This window comes from Facklamia sp. P12937 (assembly GCF_050409505.1).
Lineage (GTDB): Bacteria > Bacillota > Bacilli > Lactobacillales > Aerococcaceae > Facklamia.
Genome location: NZ_JBNUPI010000001.1, coordinates 17,451 through 41,113 on the forward strand (window position 1 = coordinate 17,451; position 23,663 = coordinate 41,113).

A 23,663-nucleotide genomic window follows, 5' to 3' on the forward strand; every position below is an offset into this window, starting at 1 on the left:
ATTACCAATATTGTAACGGAACGCCCTCTAATTTAAAAGAATAATCCCATGACAAAGCCCATTTTAAAGTCAAAATGATATGTTCATTAATATTGAAATTAATTAGTTATAAATATTAAAAATTTAAGCTCTAAAACTCTTGTTTTTTAAATTCATACAAAAAAGCCTCTAACTGACTGAATTTCAGAAAGTTAAAGGCTCTTTTATAAGGGACACTCCATAAGAGTGTCGGTGAGTAACTAGTACTCACGAATCGCAAAATATCCTAAGATACTGCAAGTTGCAGTTCACAGCTCCAACTTGCTCTGTCGCCTTCCTGGCTTGAGCTCTTAGCTCTAGACAGCTTGCTTCCAATCTACCAGATTGTATTCGACTCATCGCATGTATAAATCTTACCATAAGCAACGGGCATAGACAAGCTTATACTGCTAAGTTTTTATTATCCATCACTTCCAGTCGATAGCCATCAGGGTCAGATACAAAGAAGTAAGAAGCTTTTTGACCTGGAAGTCCTTTGAGCTCTGTTGTTTCGTAACCAGCTTCCTTACATTTTTGATGTTGCGCTTGAAGATTATCCACTCCAATAGCCATGTGAGAGAATCCATCTCCGATAGTATAGCCTTCCGAGTCATAGTTATAGGTTAACTCTAATTCAAAATCTGATCCAGGAACTTGTAAATAAAGCAAATCGAACTGATGTTCTGGAAAGCGACGATCACGCATCACTTTAAAATCAAAAACTTCCGTATAGAAAGTCAAGCTCGCTTTTCTATCTTTAATTCGATAGCAAGTATGTAACAATTTTTGTGTCATTATAATTCCTCCTGTATTTTTTACATATCTAGGCTTTGGAAAGCCATTGGTACAAGTTCACTGACTGTTGTTTGATAGATGGATTGGTCCTTACGTGTTAAATAGACAGGAGTGTCAGGCTCTGCCATTTCTACCAATACTTGACGGCAAATTGAGCAAGGCATTAAAAAGTCTTCCGTATCCCCTGCTACTGCAATTGCCTCAATAAAACCTGGACGGTATCCTTCGGATACAGCCGTAAAGATTGCTGAGCGCTCTGCACAATTAGTAGCACCAAAGGACACATTTTCAATATTAACACCTGTATAAACTTTACCGTCCTTAGTTAACAATGCTGCTCCAACGGGAAAATTTGAGTATGGGCAATAGGCTCTTTTTACTGCTTCACGAGCTTGTTCCATCAAAGAATTAATTGTTGTTTGATCCACTTTGATCCTTCTTCCTGTGTGTGATAATTAGTGATTTTATTCATCAATTTGAAGATTAATAATTTGATCTTGTTGTATACTTGCAATTAATTGGCGGATATTATCCGAAAAGCTCACCCATGAATAATAAGAAAAGCCAGTCATCATATAATATGCCGCACTATCAGCTGAACCGAGGTCTTCTTCAATTTCTGCTACTGTGATAGAACCATTGTTTTCATAATCTGTTAGCAGAGACTGGAAATCTTTACCTTCTTTAAAACAATTTTCATCGAAATAATGGAAATTAGCTTGCAACAATTGTTCTTCACTATAAATAAAGTTAAGATAGACTAAATTATTTTTAGAAAGAAAGTAATATTCGTCCGACTCTAAGTTATCTTGCTTTTTGCTCTTACTTGCTTGTCCTAATTGTTCGATAATAGATTCTCGAGAAAAATTATCAGCCGTAATCTCTGTCTGGATTCTGGATTGATAAAGCTTAATTTGATCTTCAAGACTTATAATATTATCTTGATAGTCATCAAATGCAACTATTTCAGACTCAGCTAAGGAAGCGGGTATCATGCCCTTTAATTTCTCTTCTAGAGGACGCTTATCGTCTTCTAAATCCTCTGACTTTTCATCTGTTGGATCAGGAATTTCTTTCTTTTCTGCTAATTCAAGGGTTAGTTGAGAATTGATGCCCTCAATCTTTTGGCTTTTTAAAAATTCATTGATCAGATAGTCTGATAAAACCGCTTGCTCTCTAAAATAAGCTAAACGATAGTCATCTTGCTTGTCTTTAGACGATACTTCTACTAACAGGCCGTCATCTTCCATAATATTCCCTTGCAGACTGGCCATTATTTGAAAATCTTTGGCAACAGCACGAGCTATTTCAATGGATTGATTTTGTTCTTCAATAAATTCGAGGGCCCCATAATATTGACTGGCTAGATAGACTAACTGATCGACTTGATAGATAGCAATTAATTCCATACCATATGGGGCATCTTCTCTTAAAAGGAAGGACTCCATACGGTAATTTTCTTCTAAATCGAGGGTCGTTCTTTTAGGTTCTAGATCATATTTCTTAGCCAATTGTTCTACTTTATACTCCACATCAAACTCTGTTAAGGAATCTTTTAAGGTTCGTAACTGTTGATCTTCTTGATCACTAACTTCAGTTGTTAAGTCATTTACTATCTCAATAGACATGTCATAAAAATCAGACTCCGTTTGGGCGTGGCTAGTCGGCAGTCTTAAAAAGAGGCTGAAAATAATGAAGGTAATACTTATAACTATTCTCTTGAAGACTTGTTTACTTTTTTTCATTAATTGTATCCAAATCATAGATTAATCGATCCTCAGAATATAAAACAGGAATACCCACATTGCCATTTTTTTTAACTTCATCGAATTCATTACGACTATCTCTTAATTTAAGAAACTCTTTTAAATTCTTCATTGAATCAGTTATATTGACTGCTTTGTAGCTCACTTCCATTTGATCTAAGCGGCTAATAAAAGCCTCCGTATTCGGACATTTATCAGAAAAATAAACTATGTTCATAACTTTTCCTCCTATATCATACTAATATTATTATACAATAGATTCCTCAAAAGACCTACTCAAGCATCATGCTAACTTTCATTGAAAATTTTACCAAGAAGGGCTAAACTGAAAAAGTATTGAACTATGGAGGGCAATTTATGAAAAAAACAATTGATTGGATTTGGCGCTTTGTCAAAGGCATGTTCATTGGATCAGGCTTTATTTTACCCGGAGTCTCTGGTGGTGCTTTAGCGGCAATTTTTGGTTTATATGAACGAATTATCCGTTTTCTAGCTAATATCACTAAAGACTTCGTTGAAAACATCATTTTCTTCATACCTGTCGGTTTAGGTGCCCTGTTTGGCATAGTCATCCTATCCTTCGGGGTTAGCCATGTTCTCGAAAATTATGAAACTTATGTCATGTGGTTTTTTGTAGGATGCATAGTGGGTATGATTCCTTCACTGTGGAAAGAAGCTAGTCAAGAAGGACGCAATCAGTCAGATTTGATTGTAATGGTTCTTTCTTTTATTGCGGCCTTATGTTTGCTTATATTTGGACAATCATGGTTTGGCGGACAGGTTTCAGCAAACTTCTTTACTTGGATGATCGCAGGAGCTTTGATTGCATTAGGAGTTCTGATTCCGGGATTGAGCCCTTCAAATTTTATTCTTTACATGGGCATGTACAAGCTAATGTCTGATGGGTTCAAAAGTTTAGACCTGACTGTAATTATTCCAATTGGAGTTGGTGGTCTATTAACAATACTGCTCTTGTCTAAACTAATTGAGAGAATTTTTGACCGCTACTATGCAAAGTTCTTCCACTTTATTTTCGGTGTTGTTCTGGCATCTACCTTTATGATCATTCCAACCGAATACACAAGTTTTCAACTTAGTGGCTATGCAATTTGCGGCCTCATGCTCTTATTAGGAAGTGCTTTAGGTTGGTGGATGGCACGCTTAGAAGAGAAGTATAAAAAAATTAATTAATTATAAATATTCACACTCCACCCTATTCATCAGCTTTAATCGATGGATGGGAACCTTTTTCGTCCCATTCAGTAGTAGATTAAATTGCAGGTCATTGCCCTTTCACTTATAATGAAGAAGACAAAAGGATATTTGAATTTTGTTATAAAACGATTCTTTTCAATAAATCGCTATAAAGGAGAAACTTATGACTTTACTAGAGCGTTATACTCAAGACCTCTTTCAAAAAAAAGTTTATGATTGTGATAATAAAGAACTATATACCGTATTAATGGAAGTGGTAAAAGATGAATCTCGCCGATTACCCTACCGAGATCAAGACCAAAAGCGAAAACTCTATTACTTTTCTGCAGAATTCTTAATTGGAAAAGTATTGAGTAACAATTTAATTAATTTAGGTATTTACAATCAAATTAATAACGAATTAATCGCTAACGGAAAGAACTTAATGGACATAGAACATGCTGAAAGAGAACCTTCCTTAGGAAACGGCGGCCTCGGTAGACTCGCTGCTTGTTTCGTCGATTCTATTACCAAGATGGGGATTAATGGTGATGGAATTGGCTTGAATTATCATTTTGGTTTATTCAAACAAGAGTTTTTTGATAATCAACAACACACCGTGCCAGATGCATGGTTAACTGGTCAAGACTGGATTAAAAAATCTCACCTGACTTTCGAAGTCCCCTATGCTTCTTTCACTCTAAAATCAACTCTGTATGACTTAGATGTTTTAGGTTATAAACAAACTCATCGTAATCGCTTGCGTCTATTTGATTTAGACACTGTCAATGAGTCTATTGTTTCTGAAGACTCAATTGATTTTGATAAGACAAATATTAAAGAAAACCTTACACTCTTCCTCTATCCTGATGATTCAGACCATGAAGGAAGATTGCTACGGATTTATCAACAATATTTTATGGTTTCAAATGGAGCGCAACTTGTTCTACATGAAGCTAAAGAAAAAGGTAGCAATTTACATGATTTAGCTGATTATGCCGTTATTCAAATCAATGATACCCATCCAAGCTTTATAATTCCTGAATTAGTGCGCCTTTTAATGAAGGAAGGCATTGACTTTGAAGAAGCCTATCAAATTGTGACTAAGATTACTGCTTTTACAAATCATACTATTTTAGCCGAAGCCTTAGAAACTTGGCCTTTCAATGATATTCAATTAATCATGCCAGAAATCGCCAATATTATTCAACGGCTCGACCAAGTGATTAGAAAACACTATCCCGATCAGGCTGAAGTTTGGATTATTGATAATTCAAATTATGTCCACATGGCTCATTTAGCCATTCACTTTGGTTTTTCTGTCAACGGTGTCGCAGAATTACATACTGAAATCTTAAAAACAACGGCTTTAAAACCTTTTTATGAGATCTATCCTGACAAGTTCCACAATATGACCAATGGCATCACCTTCCGCCGTTGGGTAATGGACGCTAACAAGGAACTTTCAGAATATCTAGACCTTAAAATCGGAACGCTTTGGCATAGAAATGCTGATCTTTCACAATTTATAGATTTTAAAGACGATGAGCGCACATTAAGTAAACTAAGAGCCATCAAACACAATAACAAGATGCGGTTGAAGAAAAGATTGCAAGACCGAATGAAGATTACAATTAATGAACACTCAATTATTGATATTCAAATCAAACGATTCCACGAATATAAACGACAACAGATGAATGCTTTATGGGTAATTCATAAATATTTAGATATTAAAAAGGGGAATATTCCTGAAACACCTATTACCGTTATTTTTGGAGGAAAAGCTGCACCCGCCTATACAATTGCACAAGATATTATTCATCTTATCTTAACTTTGTCACAATTGATTAGTTTAGATAAGGTGGTGGCTCCACACTTACAAGTAATAATGGTTGAAAATTATAATGTTACCAATGCTTCCTATCTTATTCCGGCAGCCGACATTTCTGAACAAATTTCCTTGGCTTCAAAAGAAGCTTCGGGTACAGGAAATATGAAATTTATGGCAAACGGTGCCCTAACGATTGGTACATTAGATGGTGCTAATGTTGAAATTTTTGAAAAAGTTGGCCAAGATAATATCTATATTTTTGGAAAAGAAAGTCAGGAAATTATTCAACTCTATAAAAGTAATGGTTATTCATCCAATGAATATTATCAAAGAGAAACGATCAAACCTCTAGTAGACTTCATTGTTTCCCATGGTATGTTGTATTTTGGTAACGAAGAGCGTTTAAACCGTCTGCATCAGGAGTTAATTCATAAGGATTATTTTATGACTTTGATTGATTTAGAAGACTATATTGCAACTAAGGAACAGATGCTAAGAGACTATGAGGATATTGACACTTGGTATCAAAAATCAGTTGTTAATATTGCAAATTCTGGCTTCTTCTCAAGTGATCGGACCATTGGAGACTATAATGATGCCATTTGGCATTTGCCGGTCTCTTATGGTGATGAATAAATGAAAAGAGAGGGTGTTTTATCTATTATTAAACGGTAGCTCTCCTATCTAATTAATTGAATAAGACTATTTAAATAAATCTTTCTTAGCGCTGATCTTTTGATAATTCAATTAGGTAAAGACACTCGATAATATCATTCTACTCAATGTAACACCTACTAAATCAGAAATAACTTTAGAGAATGGATATTTTTTACAATTAGTTTCAAAATATGCTATGAAGAAAGAATAGGAGAAAAGCTATTGCCTTTATTTAAATCTTTTTCTTATAAAATTTTTATTCATAACTTAGTTCTATTTGCATAATTATTAAAAAATGTTTTCGTGATTTATGGAATGTAAGGAGACATATCATGAGAATTGAAATGGATACAATCCAGTCTTTAGTAAGAGATAATAAGTGGTTTATTTCACTCTTTATCGTCCTAATGATGCTAAGACTTTTTATCTTCAGTGTTTATAAAGTTGAAGGAGCTTCTATGATGAATACCTTTGAACAAAACGATATCGTTATAGGAAGTCAAATTACTAAGATTGACCGTTTTGATATAGTAGTATTTAACGTTCCGGAAAAAAAGAAAAAATATATTAAGAGAGTTATTGGCCTTCCGGGAGATACCATTGAATATATTGATAATATACTTTATATCAATGGTGAAAAAATTGATGAGCCCTATTTAACAGACCAAGTAACACAGGATCTTAAAGTTGATTCGATCCCAGAAGGTTACTTATATTGCTTAGGCGATAATCGTAAAAGTTCGGTAGATTCAAGAAAAATCGGTTTAATACCTGAAAAAAATCTACTTTCAAAAATTAAAATAATCCTCTTTCCTTTTGACAAACTAACTACCTTCTAACCGAAATATAATAATCATAATAAAGAGGAGTTTAAACGATCGTTTAAACTCCTCTTTAAAAATATTTATTTTTGATCATACAAGGCACTGCCCACTCGAATGTAAGTCGCTCCTTCTTCTAAGGCGATGCGATAGTCCCGTGACATCCCCATACTTAGCTCTCCACAAGGAGCCCATGGATAATTCTTGCCAAGTATTAATACTTGTAATTCTTTTAATTCGGCAAAATAATGATGAAGTTCCGTTTCGCTGGCATCAATCGGCGCCATCGTCATTAAACCAACTATTTCAATTTTGTTATAGTCTTTAATGGCTTCTACCGCCTCTATGACACGATCCGGATCAAATCCGCCTTTCGTCTCTTCACCTGAAACATTGACTTGTAGAAAGCATTTTACTGTCCGATCTGCTCTTTTTTGAATTTCTTTGGCTAATGATAATCGATCCAGTGAATGTAAATAATCGATCTGATTAATAATCAATTTCACTTGACGAGATTGGAGGTGACCAACAAAGTGCCAAGTAATTTCTGATGCAATATCATTCAAAGCTTCTAGTTTTGCTAAGAATTTATCCGAGCGATTTTCGCCCATATCTCGAACGCCTAAATTATATAACTCTCTCGTCGTTTCAGCATCCACAAATTTAGTAATCGCCACCATATGAGTCGGATAGGTCGAAATGTCTTCGAGTACACTTGCTAAATTGGTTGCTAATAATTTTTTATCCACGTGATTCCTCCTAAGAAAATAGATAATAGTTTTCAAAAAGCCATGTAGCTAAATTGAGTATTAAAGGAATGGTAACAAGTGAACACATTGTTGTCAGTAAAACAATTTTTGCTCCACTTAAATAATCACCACCTACAATTTGACTTAAAAGAGCTGTCATCATAGCAGAAGGTCCAGCTAGTATCATTACTAAAATAAAAAAACTTTCAAAGGTTAAACCAGGGATGAACAATAGCATAATCAAATTAATTAAAGGCCAAATAATAAGCTTTATGCTAGCTATTTTCCACAATTTCCAATCAAGATAGTCAGATAAAGTAGCAATGTCTTCAAAATAAGCACCTAGAATAATCATAGCAATCGGGGAATAAACCTGATTTAATTGATGAATCCCTTCGGATACAACCGATGGAACAGAGATCTTAAAAACTTGAATGACTACTCCTATCAGAAAAGCAAACAGAATTGGACGAGCAGAGAATGTTATTTTTGGTTCTTTTTCTTTGGCTCTAATCATTTTTAAACCAAGTGTCCAAGAAAAGAAATTTGTAACTAGAAATAAGCCTGTGGTAATCATGACATAGGAAGGTTCGAAAACTGCTAAGGTCAGAGGAATACCAATAAAACCAACATTACCAAAGACTGTTGCAAACTTGGATACCCCATCCTCATTTTTCCCAAAATACCAATGCCCTACGTAGATCCTCATTAACAGAAAAATAATATAAATAATCATTGCTAAGAAAAACTGAGTCATAAGGTCTTGCTGAATCGGCTTAAAAAAAGCTTCGATAATTATCAAAGGGGTCAAATATTTAACAATTACCGTATTCAATTGACTAATGGTCGTTTGCGTCAGAAGTTCTTTTTTAACTAAACTAAACCCAATCACCGCTATGGAAATCAGTATAATTAATTGCTTAAAAATGATGAGTGCTAAATCCATATCTCCCTCAATCTTTCATAACATTTTACTAGATATTATTATAACTCAACTTATCCCCTGAAGGAAGTTACCACCAATCAAGTAGGAGGCTAGTCAACTAATGGCTAGCCTCCTACTCGATTTATATCTAACTTATTATTCTTCGTCCATAACATCATGTAAAGCATCTGCCACAAATTGAACATTCGTTCCAATAATTACGTGGGCTGCATTTTCTCCCATGATCTTAACACCCGCAGCGCCAGAAGATTTTATTTTTTCTTGGTCAATTACTGAGGTGTCTTTAACATTCAAGCGAAGTCGTGTCGCGCAATTGGTAAAGTTTTCAATATTGTCTTTACCACCTAAAGCTTCAAGAATGCGGCGAGCTTGTTGGTATTCTTTTTCGGCTTTTGAATCCTTTAATTCTTTAGAATCCTTTTCAGGTAATGAACCTTTTCGCCCACTTCCAGCATCAAAGTCTAAAGACAAAGGACCTTTTCTTCCTGGTGAAGCAATATCCAATTTTTCAATTAAGAAAGAGAAGACCAAATAATATAGACCGGCGAAAACTAAGCCTTGTAATATTAACATAAAGGGCTTGTTCGCTATTGGAATTTGTGAAGATAAAATAAAGTCGATTGCTCCGGCAGAAAAGCCAAAACCAGCTGTCTATTGCATAAAGGCAGCAAATCCTAAAGATAGCATTGATAAAATAGCATGAGCAAAATAAAGAACTGGGGCTATAAACATAAACGAAAATTCAATGGGTTCAGTAACACCTGTAACAAAAGCTGTGACTGCGCCTGCTAAGTATAAGGACCCTACTTCTTTACGGTAGCGAGGATCAGCCTTACGATAGATCGCTAAACCAGCAGCTGGTAAACCAAACATCATAACCGGGAAGAAGCCAGCTTGATACATTCCTGTAACACCCTTTTCACCTACAGATGCCCAGAAATTACCGATATCATTAATACCTATTAAGTCGAACCAGAAAACAGCATTTAAAGCATGGTGTAAACCGGTAGGAATTAGTAGACGGTTGAAGAAACCATATAAGGCTGCTCCGAACCAGCCCATCCCTGAAATCCATTCTCCAAAGCCTACTAGCCCTTCATAAACAGGTGGCCAGATAAAATATAATAATCCTGAAACAAAAATCATAGCAATTGAAGTCAAAATGGGAACCATTCGACGCCCAGAGAAGAAAGCAAATGCATCAGGTAATCTAGTTTTTGAGAATTTATTATAAAGTGATGAAGCGGTAAGACCGGATATAATTCCGATAAAAGCATTATCTATTTTTTCAAAAGAATAGGATAATTCTTCTAAAGGAATATTGACAATATCTGTTAATTTATCCGGTTTCAGTAATGTAGTAACCATTAAAAATGCGACTAAACCTGATAAGGCACTTGACCCATCTCGATCGTTAGACATACCTAAAGCAACACCCAAAGCAAATAGAATGCCTAAATTACTGAGAATGGTATCTCCAGCAGTCATCAATAAAGCACTGAACTGGTTCCCACCTTGAGAGTCAATTGCATAGCCGATCCCTAGCATTAAGGCAGCAACAGGTAGTACCGCAACTGGTAACATTAATGAACGTCCCAGTCTTTGTAAATATGGATACATATTTTTCACTCCTTTTTATTTATCATATATAATATACCTCAATTTCGAAGCGTTTACAATCATAAATGTAAATTTACATTTTAGTGTGAACACTAAAAGGAGGTGTTGGGCTAATTTTTTTAACGATCTCTTCTAAAATCTAGCAAAAAAAAGAAACGACAAACCAAAAGTTTGTCGTTTGAATGTTTATATTTAAGATTATGCTACAACTGACACATTACTAGCTTGTAAGCCACGTTCTCCTGATTCAACATCAAAAGTTACTTTTTGGCCCTCTTCTAAAGTCTTGAAGCCTTCGTTATTAATCGCTGAGAAATGCACGAATACATCTTCACCATTTTCTTGTTCAATAAAGCCAAAACCTTTTTCTGAGTTAAACCATTTTACTGTTCCATTATTCATAAATGAAATCCTCCTTGCGCTGAGCGCGATTTTTTTGCAGATGTTACATAAGATAAAGAAAAGGATTAATTATGATAATGAATTAAGCTTTTAAATATTTTATTACTCTCTACTCAATTAAGTATACTGTAATTAGTCATATTAGTCAATCACTACTATCCTTCATGCTTTATAATTCGAAAAACGAACTTATTTTAATAAATTTAAGTGTGCATCTACAGCAGTTTGTAAGAAGTCTAAGGTATCTTGAGGAGCTTTACCATCGTTCAATAAATTAGCTGAACTTGGTAACATAACCTCAGGTTGTCCCACTGTTGGCATATTTAAAAATGAAAGAATCTTAACCAAATCTTTATTGGCTATTGAGCCACCCATAGCAGAAATTGAATGGGACGCAATTAAAGCTGGTTTGCCATTCCATACAGATTGTCCCCATGGACGAGAAGCAACGTCTAATGCATTTTTTAATGCTGCTGAGATTGTACGGTTATGCTCTGGAGTTACGAATAAAATCAGATCTTGGCGTTTCACTGCTTCACGGAAATCAGTGTAGGCTTGTGGTGAATTTTCATCCAAATCTTGGTTATAAAGAGGTAAGTTTGCAATATCTAAAAACTCTACTTCTGTTCCCTCAGGGTATAAAGTCACAATATTATCTGCCCATTGTTTAGAAAAAGAATTTTTCCGAGTTGATCCTACAATTACACCTAGTTTAGTCATATTTAATCATCCTTTTTATATGTATTTGTTCTAGTAGTTATTTTACTGAACATATGTATTTTATCTCGAATTCGGAATAAAAGCAAGAGGAATAGTTAATTTTTTTATATTTTATTTCTCCCAATGTGAAAGATCTGGTAGCATTGGAACTACTTCTCTGCGGAAAAAAATACGTCCTGTTCTTCCAGAATATTGTCCAATTTGATAGTCTCTAAAGCTAGTAGTGGCTTTGAAGGCTGGCATTTGATAAAGTTGTTTCATATAGCGCCATAAATTAGGGTAATCGCGCAATGAATGATGGAATAAGCCATAGATTGGCATATAAAGTAAATCATGACGGATTAAAGGGGTATATAATATTAAATCGGCTTCAGTCAATTGATCACCTAATAAAAACTGATTCTCAGCGAAATGTTGATCTAACTCGGCTAATACTTTAAAGTAAGCCTCTGCATTTTGATCAAATTCTTCTTGAGAGCGAGTATATCCCGCACGATTTGCTCCTCCCAATACTTCATCAATTATTTTTTGGATCCAACTATCAATCTCTGATCTCAAATTTTCTGGATAAAGATCTGGAGCATTGTCAGCATGAAAAGGTTTAAAACGGGTTGTAAAGTCTCTTAAAATATCTAGTGACTCAGAGTTAACCACTGTCTTAGTTTTAATATCAATTAATGCAGGTACAGAAAAAGGACCCTCATATTCTGGATCAGTATTTTTATAAAGTTCCGAAACATATTCAACTTCTAAAATCGCATCTTTGCCTCCAGTTTCATTAGAAAAATCCCATACTTTACTAGTTTTTATTGGACTAGCGATAGCTAGACTAACTACTTTATCCAAACCTAGTAATCTTCTAGCAATATCAGCCCTTTGAGCATAAGGACATGGAAAACTAAACACAAGACGATAACGATTTGCTTCTACTGGATAAGCAAAATCTTCTTTATATACTTTTGGCATAAAATCACTCCTTTGTCTCATTATAGCAGTCTCTTACTCTTCTTTAGAATTTAATGCTCACTATTCGTAATTAAATTGGCAAGATTATAAATAAATTCTTTACAATCCATTGGATTATACTTGCTAGGCCCCTTGATTCTTTTACCAGCTTTCCGCATTTTGTCCTAAATGTCTTTTGAAGAAAAGATGGTCTCTATTATATTCAATATATAATCTGTCAGAATGATAATTCACGCGATATTTTGAAAATAATAAAGAAGTTATGCCATAATCTTGAGTAATTATAATATTAGCTTTTTAGCATTGGGAAAAAATAATTAATCGTATCTGCAGCTGCTTCAATATAGATGGTCTCTAACAAATCAGAATCATATATTCTATTTGAAAATAATCTATTGTCGTTATAACAAAGACCTTAATCTTATAAGCTGAGCTATTTGAATGGCTTCAGCCTTCACAGGACAAGCATCTATTAAAATCCTCATAACTCCTATTGTTTCAAAAAAGGGTTGGGACAAAAGCCTTAAAAAAAGTCCGGTCAACGATACAATCGTTAATCGGACTTTTTCAGTTCTATAATCTACGTAAATACGCAAAGCAGCGAGCCTAGTTTGGAAAGTAACTTTCCAATCTAGGCTCGCTGTAAGTTTTGAGGCGACTGAGAAAACCTTTTATCCTAGCCCCTTTATAATGAAGATTAATTAGTCTTCAAAAACAGTTTGTTCTGTAACTTCGGTAGTTAAAGCTTTCAAAGCTTTGTCTACTAAGTGAGTGCGTAATTTGTATTCTTCTTCCATTGATAATGAAGGATTACCTAGTGGGTGAGGAATAGCAATTGCAGGAACGATACGGTTAGCACCTACTGTTAATGAGATAGGTGTTACAGTTGCCATATGTACTACAGGTAAACCTGTTTTTTCGATTTCTTTTACCATTGTTGCTCCGCAACGAGTACAAGTACCTCAAGTGGAGGTTAGAATAACTGCATCTACATTATGGTCTACTAAGTCCTTAGCAATTTCAGAAGCAAATGCTTTTGATGATGCAACTGAAGTACCATTACCTACAGTAGTATAGAAATAGTTATGTAATTCGCCAATTTCTCCATTACGTTCTTTTTCACGTAAAACATCCACTGGAATAACACGATCTGAATCTTGGTTAGCATAAACTGGGTCATAACCACCGTGAGCTGTTTCATATTCGCCTTCTTTAAGGTCTTCAACACCAGAGATGTCATAACGACCATATTTAGAAGCTGAAGAGGATTCAATATGGTCAGGGTTACCAAATGGAACAATACCACCTGAAGTAACAATCGCAATTTTAGCTTTGGTTAAGTCTTTAATTGCTTTTCCTGGTTCTACATTATCAAAATCAGGCATTGGGAATTCAGTAGTGAATTCTTCACCAGCTAATTTCTTAACTAACATATCCACTGCACGTTTAGAACCGCGATCTTCTGTAAAGAAGTTTTTACGGTGACGCTCAAAGTATTCGTCAGTAATTGGGTCTAATTCTTGGTCTGTCAAGATTTTGTTAACAACATTTGCAATTGCAGGAATTGCTTTACGCATTGTTGCAGCAGAGTTACCAGTCTTAACAATGTAAGGCACTTTCTTATACATGTCAACACCAGGGTTCTCTTCATACATACCGGCAACAGCTGGTACATTCAATTCTTGCATAACTGCAGTTGCAACAGCTCCAGCAGCTACACCGTATCGTCCAGCGTTAAATGCAGGTCCAGTGATTACTAAATCTGGTTCGAATGACTTAATCATTTCAATTACTTCATTAATAGCATCTGTATTTTCATTAAAGTATGAGTCACCACATACCACAGTTCCAACGATTTCTCCATTTTCAGCAATTGCACCATTGATTCCAACACCTGGTCCTACAACACCATCTTGTTTGAATGGTTTTGTATCAGCTTTTTCTTCTCCACCGATACCAGCGTAGAATTGATTAATGTAATGAACTACACGTTTTTTTGTCATGGTTTTACCTCCTTATTTAATAATTATACGCCACGAGCTGTGCGTTTGTTGAAGCCTAATTCGTTTGTAGCACCAGTAATTGCTTGAATTTCAACTTCAATTTCGCCATTTTCACGTAAGCTTCCGTCAAATCCGCCGGCAATTGTATCAACATAATCTAATGTTCCGATAACTTTATCCATTGGAGGTAAAACAACTACTTCATTGGCATTTCCACCTGTTACAACTGCGTTTGCAGATTTATCAGCGTCTGCTAATCCTTGAGAAGCTCCATCGCGTCCAGCGTACTCATCAGTAACAATTACTGTTTTAACGCCTTCAGCTTCAATCTTCTTAGTATTCATGATCAAGTCAGTATCAGGGTTACCGAATCCTTCTTGAGAAACAATTACACCATCTAAACCTAGGAATGAACATAATTTAGATGTCCAATCAGATGAACGTTTCTTATCATTTAAATATACAGCTTCGTTTGTGATGATAACTCCCATAAAGTTGATATCTTTACCATGACGCTCATAAAGATCCTCAATGATCGGATTGTTTAAGTGGTGGTAAGTAGTATTCTTATCACATGCAGACACACAGTTACCAGAAATAACTGCTCCATCCATTACTTCTGTAGGATATAAAATTGAAGGAACAATATGCTTAGCATCAGTTCCATAAACATAAGTATCATGTAATAACCCTTGAGTTTGTAACATGTATACATAACCAACTTTTGGAAGATCAGGATATTCTGAAATTTGTTCCAATAGTGGTTTTGTTTCATAAGTTACCACTTCGTCTGCTTCTGTTGCTGCAGCTAATGTTCCTAAATGCTTAGCAACTTTCAATCCAGCTTCACGAACTGCTTGCTCATAAGCGTATGTTTTTACACCTTCAGCTGGCTCAACCACTAAACAGATGTTGATTAATTGGGAGAATGGTGTTAATTCAGCACCAGGCCCTTGCATATCAACAATACCTTCTTGAAATCCTACAATTTTACCAACTGTAGCGACCGCACAACCTTTTAATACATGAGTACGGCCTTCCCCAACGCGATCAACTTTGCTGACTACACCTGGGAAAACTTCTGATGTTGAATCTACTTTACCACGTGGCTCAATAACATCTTTAATAGGTGTAATACGTACTGACTCACCAGGTTTTGCAATTTCGATTGAAACATTAGCAATATGATCGTCTTCTAAAACGATATTTTTAATTTCTTCTTCATTGATGTATAAAACATTGCCTTCTACTTTAGATGAATCTGCAAGTTTTACATCGTTAATTTGAATTTTACCTAATTCAAGTTTCATTCAATCACCTCTATTGTTATTTTCTAAATTCAGGAGTTAGTTAAAGCGTAATTCTGGTGAAAAATGAATACGCTGAAGGGTACTCTCCATTAAATCTAAATCGATCGTGGCAAAATCCTCCAAGACTGAATCTAGCCAATTTGGAGTTGCTCGGTCCTTGATGAATTTTTCATAAACTGCGATGGCTTGTTCAATTATCTCGAGACTTTCTAGATCGATTTGTGATTGTTTAGTAGTAGTGATAATTATTGATTTGTAGAAAGTTTCGTTCGGTTTGATTGAACCACTCAGTGGATGAGTCAACAACACATAATGTTCATTAATAACGAGCTTTTTAGTCTCATAAAGAACATCACCATAGTCCCCATCAATAAAAATGATTGGACATTGGTCGATAGTTTCATTCACTTTTGGATTATTCGATATGATTTTCATGGTTTCACCTCTAGACGCCAGTGCTTGCCATTTAACTAAGAACGATTACATCGGACTTTTCTAAATGTTAAGAACAAAGCCAAAACTTGGCCGCACTCTCCTTAGTTCTTGTGAACATTATAACAAAAACAAAAAAAATTTACAACAAAATTCCCCAATAAAGTATATTTTCCAAATGTGTTCTGTTTATAAAATCAATATAAAAATCACCTAAAACTCTAACAAGTTTAAAAAAATTTATTAGATTAGTGAACAATATATTGGAATAGATAACTTGTAAAATGTGAGTGATTTAGACTCTAATTTAACAATTGGAGTAAGTTATCTTCAAAAATTGCATAGCCTTCTTTCGTTAAATGGATACCATCAATAGTATATCTATCCGAAATCTTACCGTTTGAGTCATAAACTCGTTCCCATGTTAATAATTTTATTTGAAATCTTTTTGATAGTTTTCTAAGTTCTTGATTTACCCAAGTGATTTTTTCTGGTTTTAGCCTTTCGGTTTCATCGGTTTGAATAATTTCAGAAAGGACTATTCTTATTTTAGGGTTCAATTCACTAATAAAAACTAATAATTGTGTCAAATAGGTAATAATAGACTCTTTTTTCATTTGATAATAAAGTTCATTAATTCCAAACATAATAAGAACTGCATCACTTTCAACTAATTCATTAGCAATTTTTTTAGCCATCTGCAGGCCCTCTTTAGCAATAATACCTTGTTGAGATACGTTAATAATCTTCCAGTCTCCCATACTTTCTTTCTTATAAAATGAGAGAATAGAATGCCCTAAAAATATAAGCTTTTTCATATTTCCTCCATTTTGAATTTCCTAAGTTACCGATTCATATAATCTTATTATAACATCATTATAATTTTGTGAACAAGATCACATGTTTATGGATTTATTAGTATTATTTAACTTAAATTGTTAGAATTATAAATAATTATCCATTATAATTAATATCAGTTAGAAACATTAAGCTATCTTATTGTTTTAGAAAGAAGGTTTAATATGACTAAAAATAAATATTTGTATTTAACATTTGATTCTACAACTGATGCCATAGCTGCTGAAGCACAATTTAAAGCCGCTAATATTAAAGGTCGTCTGGTTATGATTCCTCGAGAACTTTCAGCAGGTTGTGGAATGTCTTGGAGATCTGAACCTCATTTAAAGGAAGTGTTACTAACGGTTGCTGAAAAAAATAATATAAATTTGAAACAAGTAGAAATCTTATAGCTTCAGATTTTTTACAAAGTATATCTATTTTCTAGTATCAGCTATTTATTCAGTTCTTATATCTGTTATAATTATGGGTGTAAATTGTTAATTAAGGAGAATGAACATGTTAAAAACGATTAAAATTAATTTTGAAACCATCGAATTAATGGACTTCTTTTGGCAAACAGCTGCTCGTCGTGAAAAATTAACCGATTCTTACTTTTTAGATATAGCCAATCGTCCAGAAATGGAAGTTATCTATACTGAGGGATTCGATTCAAACTCAGTAAGAAAAGTTTTATCGGCCGTTATTAACTATGAACCAGTCAATGAAGCAACTAAAAAAGAATTAGAATTCTATCAATCCAACAAATTCTTTGCTGATGATCCTGGAAATGTCGAACTCACCCTCCCTACTGTTAAAACTTTAAATGTCGATGAAATGAAAGAAACTTTTTCAGGAGACACAAAGTATGAAGAAATAAAAATTAATTTTGTTCCTGCATACGACATCGTGGATCAAATTGATGGTGATACACTGACAATTAATTTCTTCAAACTTGGTATTGATTTCACAGATTTCGAAACGGTACTCATAGAAGGTAAAAAGCTTAAGGACTATTTAGAAGAAAAACTTAAAGAATTACTCGAATAAAGCTTAAACCTCATTTGAGGATAACTTAATCGAGACCCTGGCTTCAGTCTGGGAGACTGGGCTAAAAGTCCTCAATACAACATAAAAATCAGCGAGCCAGAGTGCTTAGGCTCGCTGATTTTTGCTGTTTTGATTAAAATAATAATTCTTGCATACTATACATAATAGTAATTAACAGCTAGGATGCCGATAAAAAGGGGCTTTTATGGATAAAAATTAAACCGTAGCTAAATATATTATTCTACTTCATTTAAACTTTGATATTCCTATGGATCAGGAAGCGCCATTAATCAGTCGGTACTTTCGTCTTAAATGACCACCATCTCTTCCAAGATAAAGTTTATTTACTGATGGCACGAAGCTAGAAGCCGATGCTGATTAGCATTCCTAACATTTACGCTCAATCCTAGTTTGATGCTGAGATAGTATTTGGTCGCAATTTTATTGTGCGAAGAATAAAGCTCAAGGGAGAAAAGGGATAAAAAATGACCGGAGTCTCCTTACAATGACTATGAATCTCACACAATCACCCCATTATTTACAAACTTCCCGACATTTTGGGCTTGGTATTCACTATTCTTATTCATTAAACGACAAAAACAGTGGCGAATCTCATGTTTAATGATTCGCCACTGTTTTTAGGACTTTTTGCTCAGTCCCGTTTTAATTACTTATGTAAAGTGTTTACATATAACCTTTTTCTTTAACAATTTCATTGGCTTTCTTAGCATTTGCGCCACTAATCATTACGATAGGACCTGAACATCCCATCCCTGATTCAGCGTAAATACCTTCTTTCCATAATGCTTTAACAGCATCTTCAAGGTCTAATACATCAATTCCGTTAATTTGAGCTGTAACTACTTCTTTAGCTGGTGCTTTAATTTCTTCCTCAGCTACAGTAGCCTTAGGTTGAAGTCCTTCACGAACATCCTTAAGACCTGCTTTTTTAGCAGATTCATATTCTTGCTTAGCTACAGTCGTTAATTTACCTTTAGCCATTTGGAAAGCATATTTTAATGCATTGGCAATAACAGGTGCTCCTGAAGCACGTGATACGATATTAATAATATGGTCGTATCCATCTCCAACACCTGGACCATATCCGAATCCAGTTGTTTCGTAAGTACCACCTGAAGTGTATGATCCGAATAGTTTCATTAAGATATTACCTGTTAAAGAATCACAAACCATTACGTCTGCAGAACCCAATAACAAGTCATTACCACGTAAAACTACGCCACCATCTGAACGAGCAGACTCGCCAAATGTAATATCATAGCCTTTTTCTTGTAATTGTCTTAAAGCACGTTCAACAGTATTAGCTCCGTCAACGTTCACAATTCCAACTGTTGGGTTTTGAATTCCTTTGGCTTTAGCCACTGCGATACCATTAATAGCGTTTAAGACCATTGCTTCTGTACGGACAGTAGCTGTAGTACCAGTAGTTGTAGCAATGAACATTTCACGCCCTAAAGCAGGTGAAATTACACGGCCTACAGTTGATACACCAATCGGGAATGTATGGTGAAGTGTTACTGCCCCATGAATAGTTCCATCATTTAATAATTTTTCAAGCGTTTCTTCAACCGCTGATTCATCATTAGCTTCATAATGTTCGTATTCTTCAGTCCAGTCTAATTTTTCACCAATCAGAACGACTTCAAATAGACCTTCTGATTTTGCCAGAGCAGCTGCTTCACGCATAACATCAAACCCTAGTTCAGAGCCATTGATGGTTAGACCAATCTTAATAGATGGTCCAACTTGACCGCTCTCTAACGTATGAGCTAATTCGTTTATAACATCTTTAATTGCTTGATTCACTTGGTTAGACATGCGTATTGCTCACCTCTATTCTTCTTCTGATGAAAAGTTTTCAGCAAATTGGCGTAACGCCTTAGCAACTTCTGCTTTAACAACTTCTTTCAAGTCGCCGTCAACAGCTGTTTCAACTTCTCCTGAGTTACGTTCAATAATTATTGATACCCCGTCAAATAAGTTAGTCATACGTCCTAAGAATAATGAACCCTTACCAACGATCATTGCCCGATTAATACCTGAATCACTTGTCATATCGTCATAAGCGAATCCTAGGTAAGGAGCTCCTGAAGGAATATGACCTTGAGTTGGTGCCCAACCAGGAATTCCTTTTTCTGCAACAAAGTTAGCTAAATCAGCACGTTCTAATTCTTTACGTAATACTCCTACCGCACCAATCATCTTAAGGTTAGCAGTTGGCACATCTCCAGCACCAGCAGATTTAGTAATATCTGGGTTTTGCATTTCAACTGAGAAAATATCAACATCTGGAATAGTTAAGCCTGCTTTATCTAAAGGATCTCCTACCAAAGCAGTCATAACCGCTTGAGGTGAAGAACCAGATGAAACAGTATGACGTCCAGTAACATCTGTACGGATCACTGGGCTCTTTCCATCGTTTTGAGAAATTAAGTAGGCCACACCAGCTACTGAATCCTCTAATAATGGCATATCTTTTTCATAATGAGATTTACCATTCATACCTAATTTAGCAGTAGAACCTCCGGCAACAACCGCTACTGCTTTATATGTTCCAGCTCTTACTAATGAAGCTGCACTGATCAAGGCATGTGTTGGTGCCCCACAGAAAGCACGTAAGTCAGATCCTGAAGCATTTTTTAGACCGCAAAGCTCTGCAATAGCTTTAGCCATGTTACCCCCACCACGCTGGTTCATGTCGCCGATTGCTTCTTCTGATGCCTCAATCACATATTCAATGTCTTCAGCATTGATATCTTCAGTATCTCGTAATAAGTGGCGTAAAGATAAAACACCTGAAGCTTTGTTAACTAAGTTTTCTAGCATGATATGAGCATTTAAGTTAGGGTCAATATCGTGGGCACGTGAAACCACGCCGACTAATTCACCTTCATAATATAGTCCCTCAGCTTCATACTCATCGATATGTTTTTGTAACCATTCAGCCGATTCGGTGTTTTTAATCTTGTCCACATCATCTTTAAAGATTTCATTTTCTGCCATAACTTCTTTTACCTTAGCAGCAAATCCTTCTTCAAGATATACTAAGTCAAATACGTCTACGATTGAAAGTAGTCCGTAAAATTCAATCTCTGGCATAATTTCGCCACGTTTTGAGTAACGTCCACCTTCAGCTTTAGTTTTGAAACGTGGTTCTTCAATTTTTTTCAATTCAGAATAATGCATATTATTAATATACGTTTGGTTATTAGGGTCTGTTAGAACCTCTTCGTAACTACGTAAATGTTTATCTAGATTCTTAAGATATTCAGAATCTGGAGTAGTGATGCGCTCAGTGGTTTGAGTCGTACCATTATGAATTAACATATTAGGTGTATGTGCTAGAGTATAAGCTGCACCTTTCAATACTGGAAGAGTCATTTGCATTCTCCTTTTTTATGGTTAGTTTATATTGTATATTATTTCACATATCTGTTAAAAAAGCAAGTCTTTAGAACTCTCTGAATAAAAAAGCCAGCATAAGCAAACTGCTTTTACTGGCCCTCCTTTTAGATATAATTTTTAAAAATTATACTGAATATTTAGAAAATTGATCGCGAATTGATTTCATTTCTTCAGCGATTGAATCAACATCTAATACCATTTCCATCATACCGATTTGTTCATCGTAAATGTCTGGATCAGCGTATTCTTTGAACTCAGGTTCAGTTGCATGGTATACAGCTAAACCTAGAGGTGTGTTTGTTAAAGCACCCGCATAAGTTGGGTCTCCGTTGGTAACTGTTTCAGCTGCTAGACCAGCAGATTCTGCTTCAGCCCCACCTAAGATTACAACAAGATTTTCTGCACCGTGTTTTTCAGCAGCTTCTTTAATACGACGTTGGTTTTCCAAATCCATGGCTCCTGCAGCCGTTCAAACGAAGCACTCTGTTGATGACATTAAAATCTCAACTGGTTTACCTTCTAAACTAGCTTCGATTGCTTGTCCTGGAATACCGTCACGGTCTCCAATGATCAATAATTTTTTATTATCCATTGACATAATGTTACCTCCTAAGATATTCGAAATAAAATGTTCGCAACAACAATATATCACTACTATGACTGTAGTATAACCCTAGCTTTCATATTTGTCAAACCAATTTATAAACGATTACGTTTTATTCATTATTCACTAAATCCACCCTCCAAAAACACTTTAACAGCAAGCTTTAAGCATTTATTTAAATTTATAATAAATAATTTTTTAATAAGCATGTGTATCAATTTTAAGCTATAATAATGACAGATTTAGGAGGTTTTTCCATGAAGGTCTTACATGTTTTAGCCCAGCTACCTGCTCAAACAGGTTCTGGCATTTATTTTCAAAATTTAATCACGGGCTTAAAAGATAAAGGCATAGATAATGGCATTATCTACGCCACTCAACCCCCTTTTAAAGAATTATTGCAAACAGATAATTGTTACCCTGTTCATTTCCAATCCAATGAACTCCCCTTCTCAATTGTCGGTATGTCAGATGTGATGCCTTATCAAAATTCTATTTATTCTCAATTAACAGATCAGCAGACTGAACAATGGCAACAAGCTTTTATTAAAAGATTAATGCAAGCAAAAGAAGAATTTCAACCGGATATTATCTTAACCCATCATCTTTGGTACTTAACTTCTTTGGTGCTAGATACTTTTCCTGAAATTCCGGTGATTGGTATCAGTCATGGGACGGATATTCGGCAAGCTAGACGCCACCCTCATTTAAAAACACGCTATTTGGGTAATATGAACCGGCTGGCTTTGATTTTTTCTTTAACTCAAGATGATCGTGACAATTTAATCGAGGAGTTTCAAATTGATGCTGAAAAAATTATAGTTACCGGCAATGGTTTTAATTCTGCCATTTTTAATCTAGAAGGTTCACGAAAGTCTAAGCAGTCTTCAATAAATTTAATCTATGCTGGTAAAATCACTCGTTCTAAGGGTGTCTTTGAATTAGTTCTAGCTTTTGAAAAAGTCAAAAAATCTTTTCCTCAAAGCCAACTGTTACTAATTGGTAACGGCGATCCTAGTGAAATTAAAGAATTAAAAACAATTGTCTCTTCTTATGGAATAGAAGATATTCACTTTCTTTCAGCACTTCCTCAATTAGAATTAGCCAGTTGGATGAAAAAATCTGATATTTTTATTCTGCCATCATATTATGAAGGTTTAGCAACTATTTGTTTAGAAGCCATGGCTTGTGGTTTGCGTACAGTAGTTTCTGAATTAGCCCCTTTAAAGAATTTCTTAGCTGATGAGATTAACCAATCTCAATGGATTGAATATGTTCCGCTTCCACGCATTGTTGACCAAGATAAAGCACATCAAGAAGATATCCCAGAATTTATTGCAAACTTAAGTCAATCTATTATTTTACAAATAAATCGATTACAGTCGCAACAAGCCATCGATCCTCATATATATGATTTAATAATGCAATACTCATGGGAACGTTTAATAGATAAACAATATCATTGCATAAACTTCTTATTTAAAGAAAAAGATAAAGCATAAACTTTAAGACT

24 protein-coding genes are annotated in these 23,663 nt (G+C 35.0%); 6 read left to right on the plus strand and 18 right to left on the minus strand.

Annotated features, from left to right (window positions below; translation table 11 throughout):
- Positions 1 to 420: 420 nt before the first annotated feature.
- The 4 genes from gloA to ACQV2R_RS00090 are packed head-to-tail and all read right to left on the minus strand — an operon-like array spanning position 421 to position 2,796.
- The gene (gloA, locus tag ACQV2R_RS00075) at positions 421 to 813 is read right to left on the minus strand and encodes a lactoylglutathione lyase (protein WP_428874635.1); all 393 of its coding nucleotides are present in this window, start codon (positions 811 to 813) and stop codon (positions 421 to 423) included.
- A 20-nt stretch (positions 814 to 833) separates the two neighbouring features.
- Positions 834 to 1,241 (minus strand): cytidine deaminase, encoded by a 408-nt coding sequence (gene cdd / locus ACQV2R_RS00080; protein ID WP_428872834.1) that lies wholly within the window; start codon positions 1,239 to 1,241, stop codon positions 834 to 836.
- A 36-nt stretch (positions 1,242 to 1,277) separates the two neighbouring features.
- Positions 1,278 to 2,558: a hypothetical protein gene (locus ACQV2R_RS00085; RefSeq protein WP_428874634.1), complete on the minus strand. Its 1,281-nt coding sequence runs from the start codon at positions 2,556 to 2,558 to the stop codon at positions 1,278 to 1,280.
- A complete protein-coding gene (locus ACQV2R_RS00090) occupies positions 2,545 to 2,796 on the minus strand; it encodes a hypothetical protein (RefSeq protein WP_428881688.1) in 252 nt (83 codons plus the stop codon). Before ACQV2R_RS00090 ends, ACQV2R_RS00085 begins: the two co-directional genes overlap by 14 nt.
- A gap of 140 nt (positions 2,797 to 2,936) precedes the next feature.
- Here ACQV2R_RS00090 and ACQV2R_RS00095 point away from each other — a divergent pair, with 140 nt between their 5' ends.
- From ACQV2R_RS00095 to lepB, 3 genes are all read left to right on the plus strand, one after another.
- Positions 2,937 to 3,770: a DUF368 domain-containing protein gene (locus ACQV2R_RS00095; RefSeq protein ID WP_428872831.1), complete on the plus strand. Its 834-nt coding sequence runs from the start codon at positions 2,937 to 2,939 to the stop codon at positions 3,768 to 3,770.
- Positions 3,771 to 3,957: 187 nt separating this feature from the next.
- Entirely contained in the window at positions 3,958 to 6,243 is a 2,286-nt protein-coding gene (locus ACQV2R_RS00100; protein ID WP_428872830.1) for a glycogen/starch/alpha-glucan phosphorylase, read from the plus strand.
- A 353-nt stretch (positions 6,244 to 6,596) separates the two neighbouring features.
- Positions 6,597 to 7,103 (plus strand): signal peptidase I, encoded by a 507-nt coding sequence (gene lepB / locus ACQV2R_RS00105; protein ID WP_428891647.1) that lies wholly within the window; start codon positions 6,597 to 6,599, stop codon positions 7,101 to 7,103.
- Between the two features lie 65 nt (positions 7,104 to 7,168).
- Here the strand turns inward: lepB and ACQV2R_RS00110 are convergent, their stop codons facing one another.
- From ACQV2R_RS00110 to ACQV2R_RS00160, 11 genes are all read right to left on the minus strand, one after another.
- Positions 7,169 to 7,834, minus strand: a complete 666-nt coding sequence (locus ACQV2R_RS00110; protein WP_428875756.1) for a YggS family pyridoxal phosphate-dependent enzyme — start codon at positions 7,832 to 7,834, stop codon at positions 7,169 to 7,171.
- Between the two features lie 10 nt (positions 7,835 to 7,844).
- Positions 7,845 to 8,780, minus strand: coding sequence for an AEC family transporter (locus tag ACQV2R_RS00115; protein ID WP_428872826.1), 936 nt, complete (start codon positions 8,778 to 8,780; stop codon positions 7,845 to 7,847).
- A 135-nt stretch (positions 8,781 to 8,915) separates the two neighbouring features.
- Positions 8,916 to 9,353, minus strand: coding sequence for a glucose PTS transporter subunit EIIB (locus tag ACQV2R_RS00120; protein WP_428891648.1), 438 nt, complete (start codon positions 9,351 to 9,353; stop codon positions 8,916 to 8,918).
- 78 nt (positions 9,354 to 9,431) lie between these two features.
- Entirely contained in the window at positions 9,432 to 10,400 is a 969-nt protein-coding gene (locus ACQV2R_RS00125; RefSeq protein WP_428891649.1) for a PTS transporter subunit EIIC, read from the minus strand.
- A gap of 198 nt (positions 10,401 to 10,598) precedes the next feature.
- Positions 10,599 to 10,802, minus strand: coding sequence for a cold-shock protein (locus ACQV2R_RS00130; RefSeq protein ID WP_258435605.1), 204 nt, complete (start codon positions 10,800 to 10,802; stop codon positions 10,599 to 10,601).
- 189 nt (positions 10,803 to 10,991) lie between these two features.
- Positions 10,992 to 11,522, minus strand: a complete 531-nt coding sequence (locus tag ACQV2R_RS00135) for an NADPH-dependent FMN reductase (protein WP_428872823.1) — start codon at positions 11,520 to 11,522, stop codon at positions 10,992 to 10,994.
- A 111-nt stretch (positions 11,523 to 11,633) separates the two neighbouring features.
- Positions 11,634 to 12,488 carry a glutathione S-transferase C-terminal domain-containing protein gene (locus ACQV2R_RS00140; protein WP_428874631.1) on the minus strand — a complete coding sequence of 285 codons (855 nt, stop codon included), beginning with the start codon at positions 12,486 to 12,488 and terminating at the stop codon, positions 11,634 to 11,636.
- A 701-nt stretch (positions 12,489 to 13,189) separates the two neighbouring features.
- Positions 13,190 to 14,491 carry a glycine reductase complex selenoprotein B gene (grdB, locus tag ACQV2R_RS00145; protein ID WP_428874630.1) on the minus strand — a complete coding sequence of 434 codons (1,302 nt, stop codon included), beginning with the start codon at positions 14,489 to 14,491 and terminating at the stop codon, positions 13,190 to 13,192.
- Positions 14,492 to 14,514: 23 nt separating this feature from the next.
- The gene (locus ACQV2R_RS00150) at positions 14,515 to 15,801 is read right to left on the minus strand and encodes a glycine/sarcosine/betaine reductase component B subunit (protein ID WP_428872819.1); all 1,287 of its coding nucleotides are present in this window, start codon (positions 15,799 to 15,801) and stop codon (positions 14,515 to 14,517) included.
- 36 nt (positions 15,802 to 15,837) lie between these two features.
- Positions 15,838 to 16,236: a GrdX family protein gene (locus ACQV2R_RS00155; RefSeq protein ID WP_428872818.1), complete on the minus strand. Its 399-nt coding sequence runs from the start codon at positions 16,234 to 16,236 to the stop codon at positions 15,838 to 15,840.
- Between the two features lie 299 nt (positions 16,237 to 16,535).
- Positions 16,536 to 17,051, minus strand: a complete 516-nt coding sequence (locus ACQV2R_RS00160) for an SGNH/GDSL hydrolase family protein (protein WP_428891650.1) — start codon at positions 17,049 to 17,051, stop codon at positions 16,536 to 16,538.
- Between the two features lie 204 nt (positions 17,052 to 17,255).
- Between ACQV2R_RS00160 and ACQV2R_RS00165 the strand changes: the two genes are divergently transcribed.
- The gene (locus ACQV2R_RS00165) at positions 17,256 to 17,483 is read left to right on the plus strand and encodes a DUF3343 domain-containing protein (RefSeq protein ID WP_428872815.1); all 228 of its coding nucleotides are present in this window, start codon (positions 17,256 to 17,258) and stop codon (positions 17,481 to 17,483) included.
- Positions 17,484 to 17,589: 106 nt separating this feature from the next.
- The gene (locus ACQV2R_RS00170) at positions 17,590 to 18,120 is read left to right on the plus strand and encodes a hypothetical protein (protein ID WP_428881684.1); all 531 of its coding nucleotides are present in this window, start codon (positions 17,590 to 17,592) and stop codon (positions 18,118 to 18,120) included.
- 684 nt (positions 18,121 to 18,804) lie between these two features.
- Here the strand turns inward: ACQV2R_RS00170 and grdD are convergent.
- From grdD to grdA, 3 genes are all read right to left on the minus strand, one after another.
- Positions 18,805 to 19,959 carry a glycine/sarcosine/betaine reductase complex component C subunit alpha gene (gene grdD / locus ACQV2R_RS00175; protein WP_428874629.1) on the minus strand — a complete coding sequence of 385 codons (1,155 nt, stop codon included), beginning with the start codon at positions 19,957 to 19,959 and terminating at the stop codon, positions 18,805 to 18,807.
- 15 nt (positions 19,960 to 19,974) lie between these two features.
- Complete coding sequence (grdC, locus tag ACQV2R_RS00180; RefSeq protein ID WP_428875758.1) at positions 19,975 to 21,522, minus strand: glycine/sarcosine/betaine reductase complex component C subunit beta; 1,548 nt, start codon at positions 21,520 to 21,522, stop codon at positions 19,975 to 19,977.
- A 148-nt stretch (positions 21,523 to 21,670) separates the two neighbouring features.
- Positions 21,671 to 22,144, minus strand: a complete 474-nt coding sequence (grdA, locus tag ACQV2R_RS00185) for a glycine/sarcosine/betaine reductase complex selenoprotein A (RefSeq protein WP_258435592.1) — start codon at positions 22,142 to 22,144, stop codon at positions 21,671 to 21,673.
- Between the two features lie 263 nt (positions 22,145 to 22,407).
- On the opposite strand from grdA, the gene ACQV2R_RS00190 reads away from it, so the two are divergent.
- The gene (locus tag ACQV2R_RS00190) at positions 22,408 to 23,652 is read left to right on the plus strand and encodes a glycosyltransferase family 4 protein (protein ID WP_428872811.1); all 1,245 of its coding nucleotides are present in this window, start codon (positions 22,408 to 22,410) and stop codon (positions 23,650 to 23,652) included.
- Positions 23,653 to 23,663 lie beyond the last annotated feature (11 nt).

What these genes read in the sequence shown, in the direction of transcription:
- gloA (WP_428874635.1), bottom strand. Translation starts at nt 813, where the DNA reads ATGACACAAAAATTGTTACATACTTGCTATCGAATTAAAGATAGAAAA.
- ACQV2R_RS00085 (WP_428874634.1), bottom strand. Translation starts at nt 2,558, where the DNA reads ATGAAAAAAAGTAAACAAGTCTTCAAGAGAATAGTTATAAGTATTACC.
- ACQV2R_RS00090 (WP_428881688.1), bottom strand. Translation starts at nt 2,796, where the DNA reads ATGAACATAGTTTATTTTTCTGATAAATGTCCGAATACGGAGGCTTTT.
- ACQV2R_RS00095 (WP_428872831.1), top strand. Translation starts at nt 2,937, where the DNA reads ATGAAAAAAACAATTGATTGGATTTGGCGCTTTGTCAAAGGCATGTTC.
- ACQV2R_RS00100 (WP_428872830.1), top strand. Translation starts at nt 3,958, where the DNA reads ATGACTTTACTAGAGCGTTATACTCAAGACCTCTTTCAAAAAAAAGTT.
- lepB (WP_428891647.1), top strand. Translation starts at nt 6,597, where the DNA reads ATGAGAATTGAAATGGATACAATCCAGTCTTTAGTAAGAGATAATAAG.
- ACQV2R_RS00115 (WP_428872826.1), bottom strand. Translation starts at nt 8,780, where the DNA reads ATGGATTTAGCACTCATCATTTTTAAGCAATTAATTATACTGATTTCC.
- ACQV2R_RS00120 (WP_428891648.1), bottom strand. Translation starts at nt 9,353, where the DNA reads ATGTTAATATTACAAGGCTTAGTTTTCGCCGGTCTATATTATTTGGTC.
- ACQV2R_RS00125 (WP_428891649.1), bottom strand. Translation starts at nt 10,400, where the DNA reads ATGTATCCATATTTACAAAGACTGGGACGTTCATTAATGTTACCAGTT.
- ACQV2R_RS00130 (WP_258435605.1), bottom strand. Translation starts at nt 10,802, where the DNA reads ATGAATAATGGAACAGTAAAATGGTTTAACTCAGAAAAAGGTTTTGGC.
- ACQV2R_RS00135 (WP_428872823.1), bottom strand. Translation starts at nt 11,522, where the DNA reads ATGACTAAACTAGGTGTAATTGTAGGATCAACTCGGAAAAATTCTTTT.
- ACQV2R_RS00140 (WP_428874631.1), bottom strand. Translation starts at nt 12,488, where the DNA reads ATGCCAAAAGTATATAAAGAAGATTTTGCTTATCCAGTAGAAGCAAAT.
- ACQV2R_RS00150 (WP_428872819.1), bottom strand. Translation starts at nt 15,801, where the DNA reads ATGAAACTTGAATTAGGTAAAATTCAAATTAACGATGTAAAACTTGCA.
- ACQV2R_RS00155 (WP_428872818.1), bottom strand. Translation starts at nt 16,236, where the DNA reads ATGAAAATCATATCGAATAATCCAAAAGTGAATGAAACTATCGACCAA.
- ACQV2R_RS00160 (WP_428891650.1), bottom strand. Translation starts at nt 17,051, where the DNA reads ATGAAAAAGCTTATATTTTTAGGGCATTCTATTCTCTCATTTTATAAG.
- ACQV2R_RS00165 (WP_428872815.1), top strand. Translation starts at nt 17,256, where the DNA reads ATGACTAAAAATAAATATTTGTATTTAACATTTGATTCTACAACTGAT.
- ACQV2R_RS00170 (WP_428881684.1), top strand. Translation starts at nt 17,590, where the DNA reads ATGTTAAAAACGATTAAAATTAATTTTGAAACCATCGAATTAATGGAC.
- grdD (WP_428874629.1), bottom strand. Translation starts at nt 19,959, where the DNA reads ATGTCTAACCAAGTGAATCAAGCAATTAAAGATGTTATAAACGAATTA.
- grdC (WP_428875758.1), bottom strand. Translation starts at nt 21,522, where the DNA reads ATGACTCTTCCAGTATTGAAAGGTGCAGCTTATACTCTAGCACATACA.
- ACQV2R_RS00190 (WP_428872811.1), top strand. Translation starts at nt 22,408, where the DNA reads ATGAAGGTCTTACATGTTTTAGCCCAGCTACCTGCTCAAACAGGTTCT.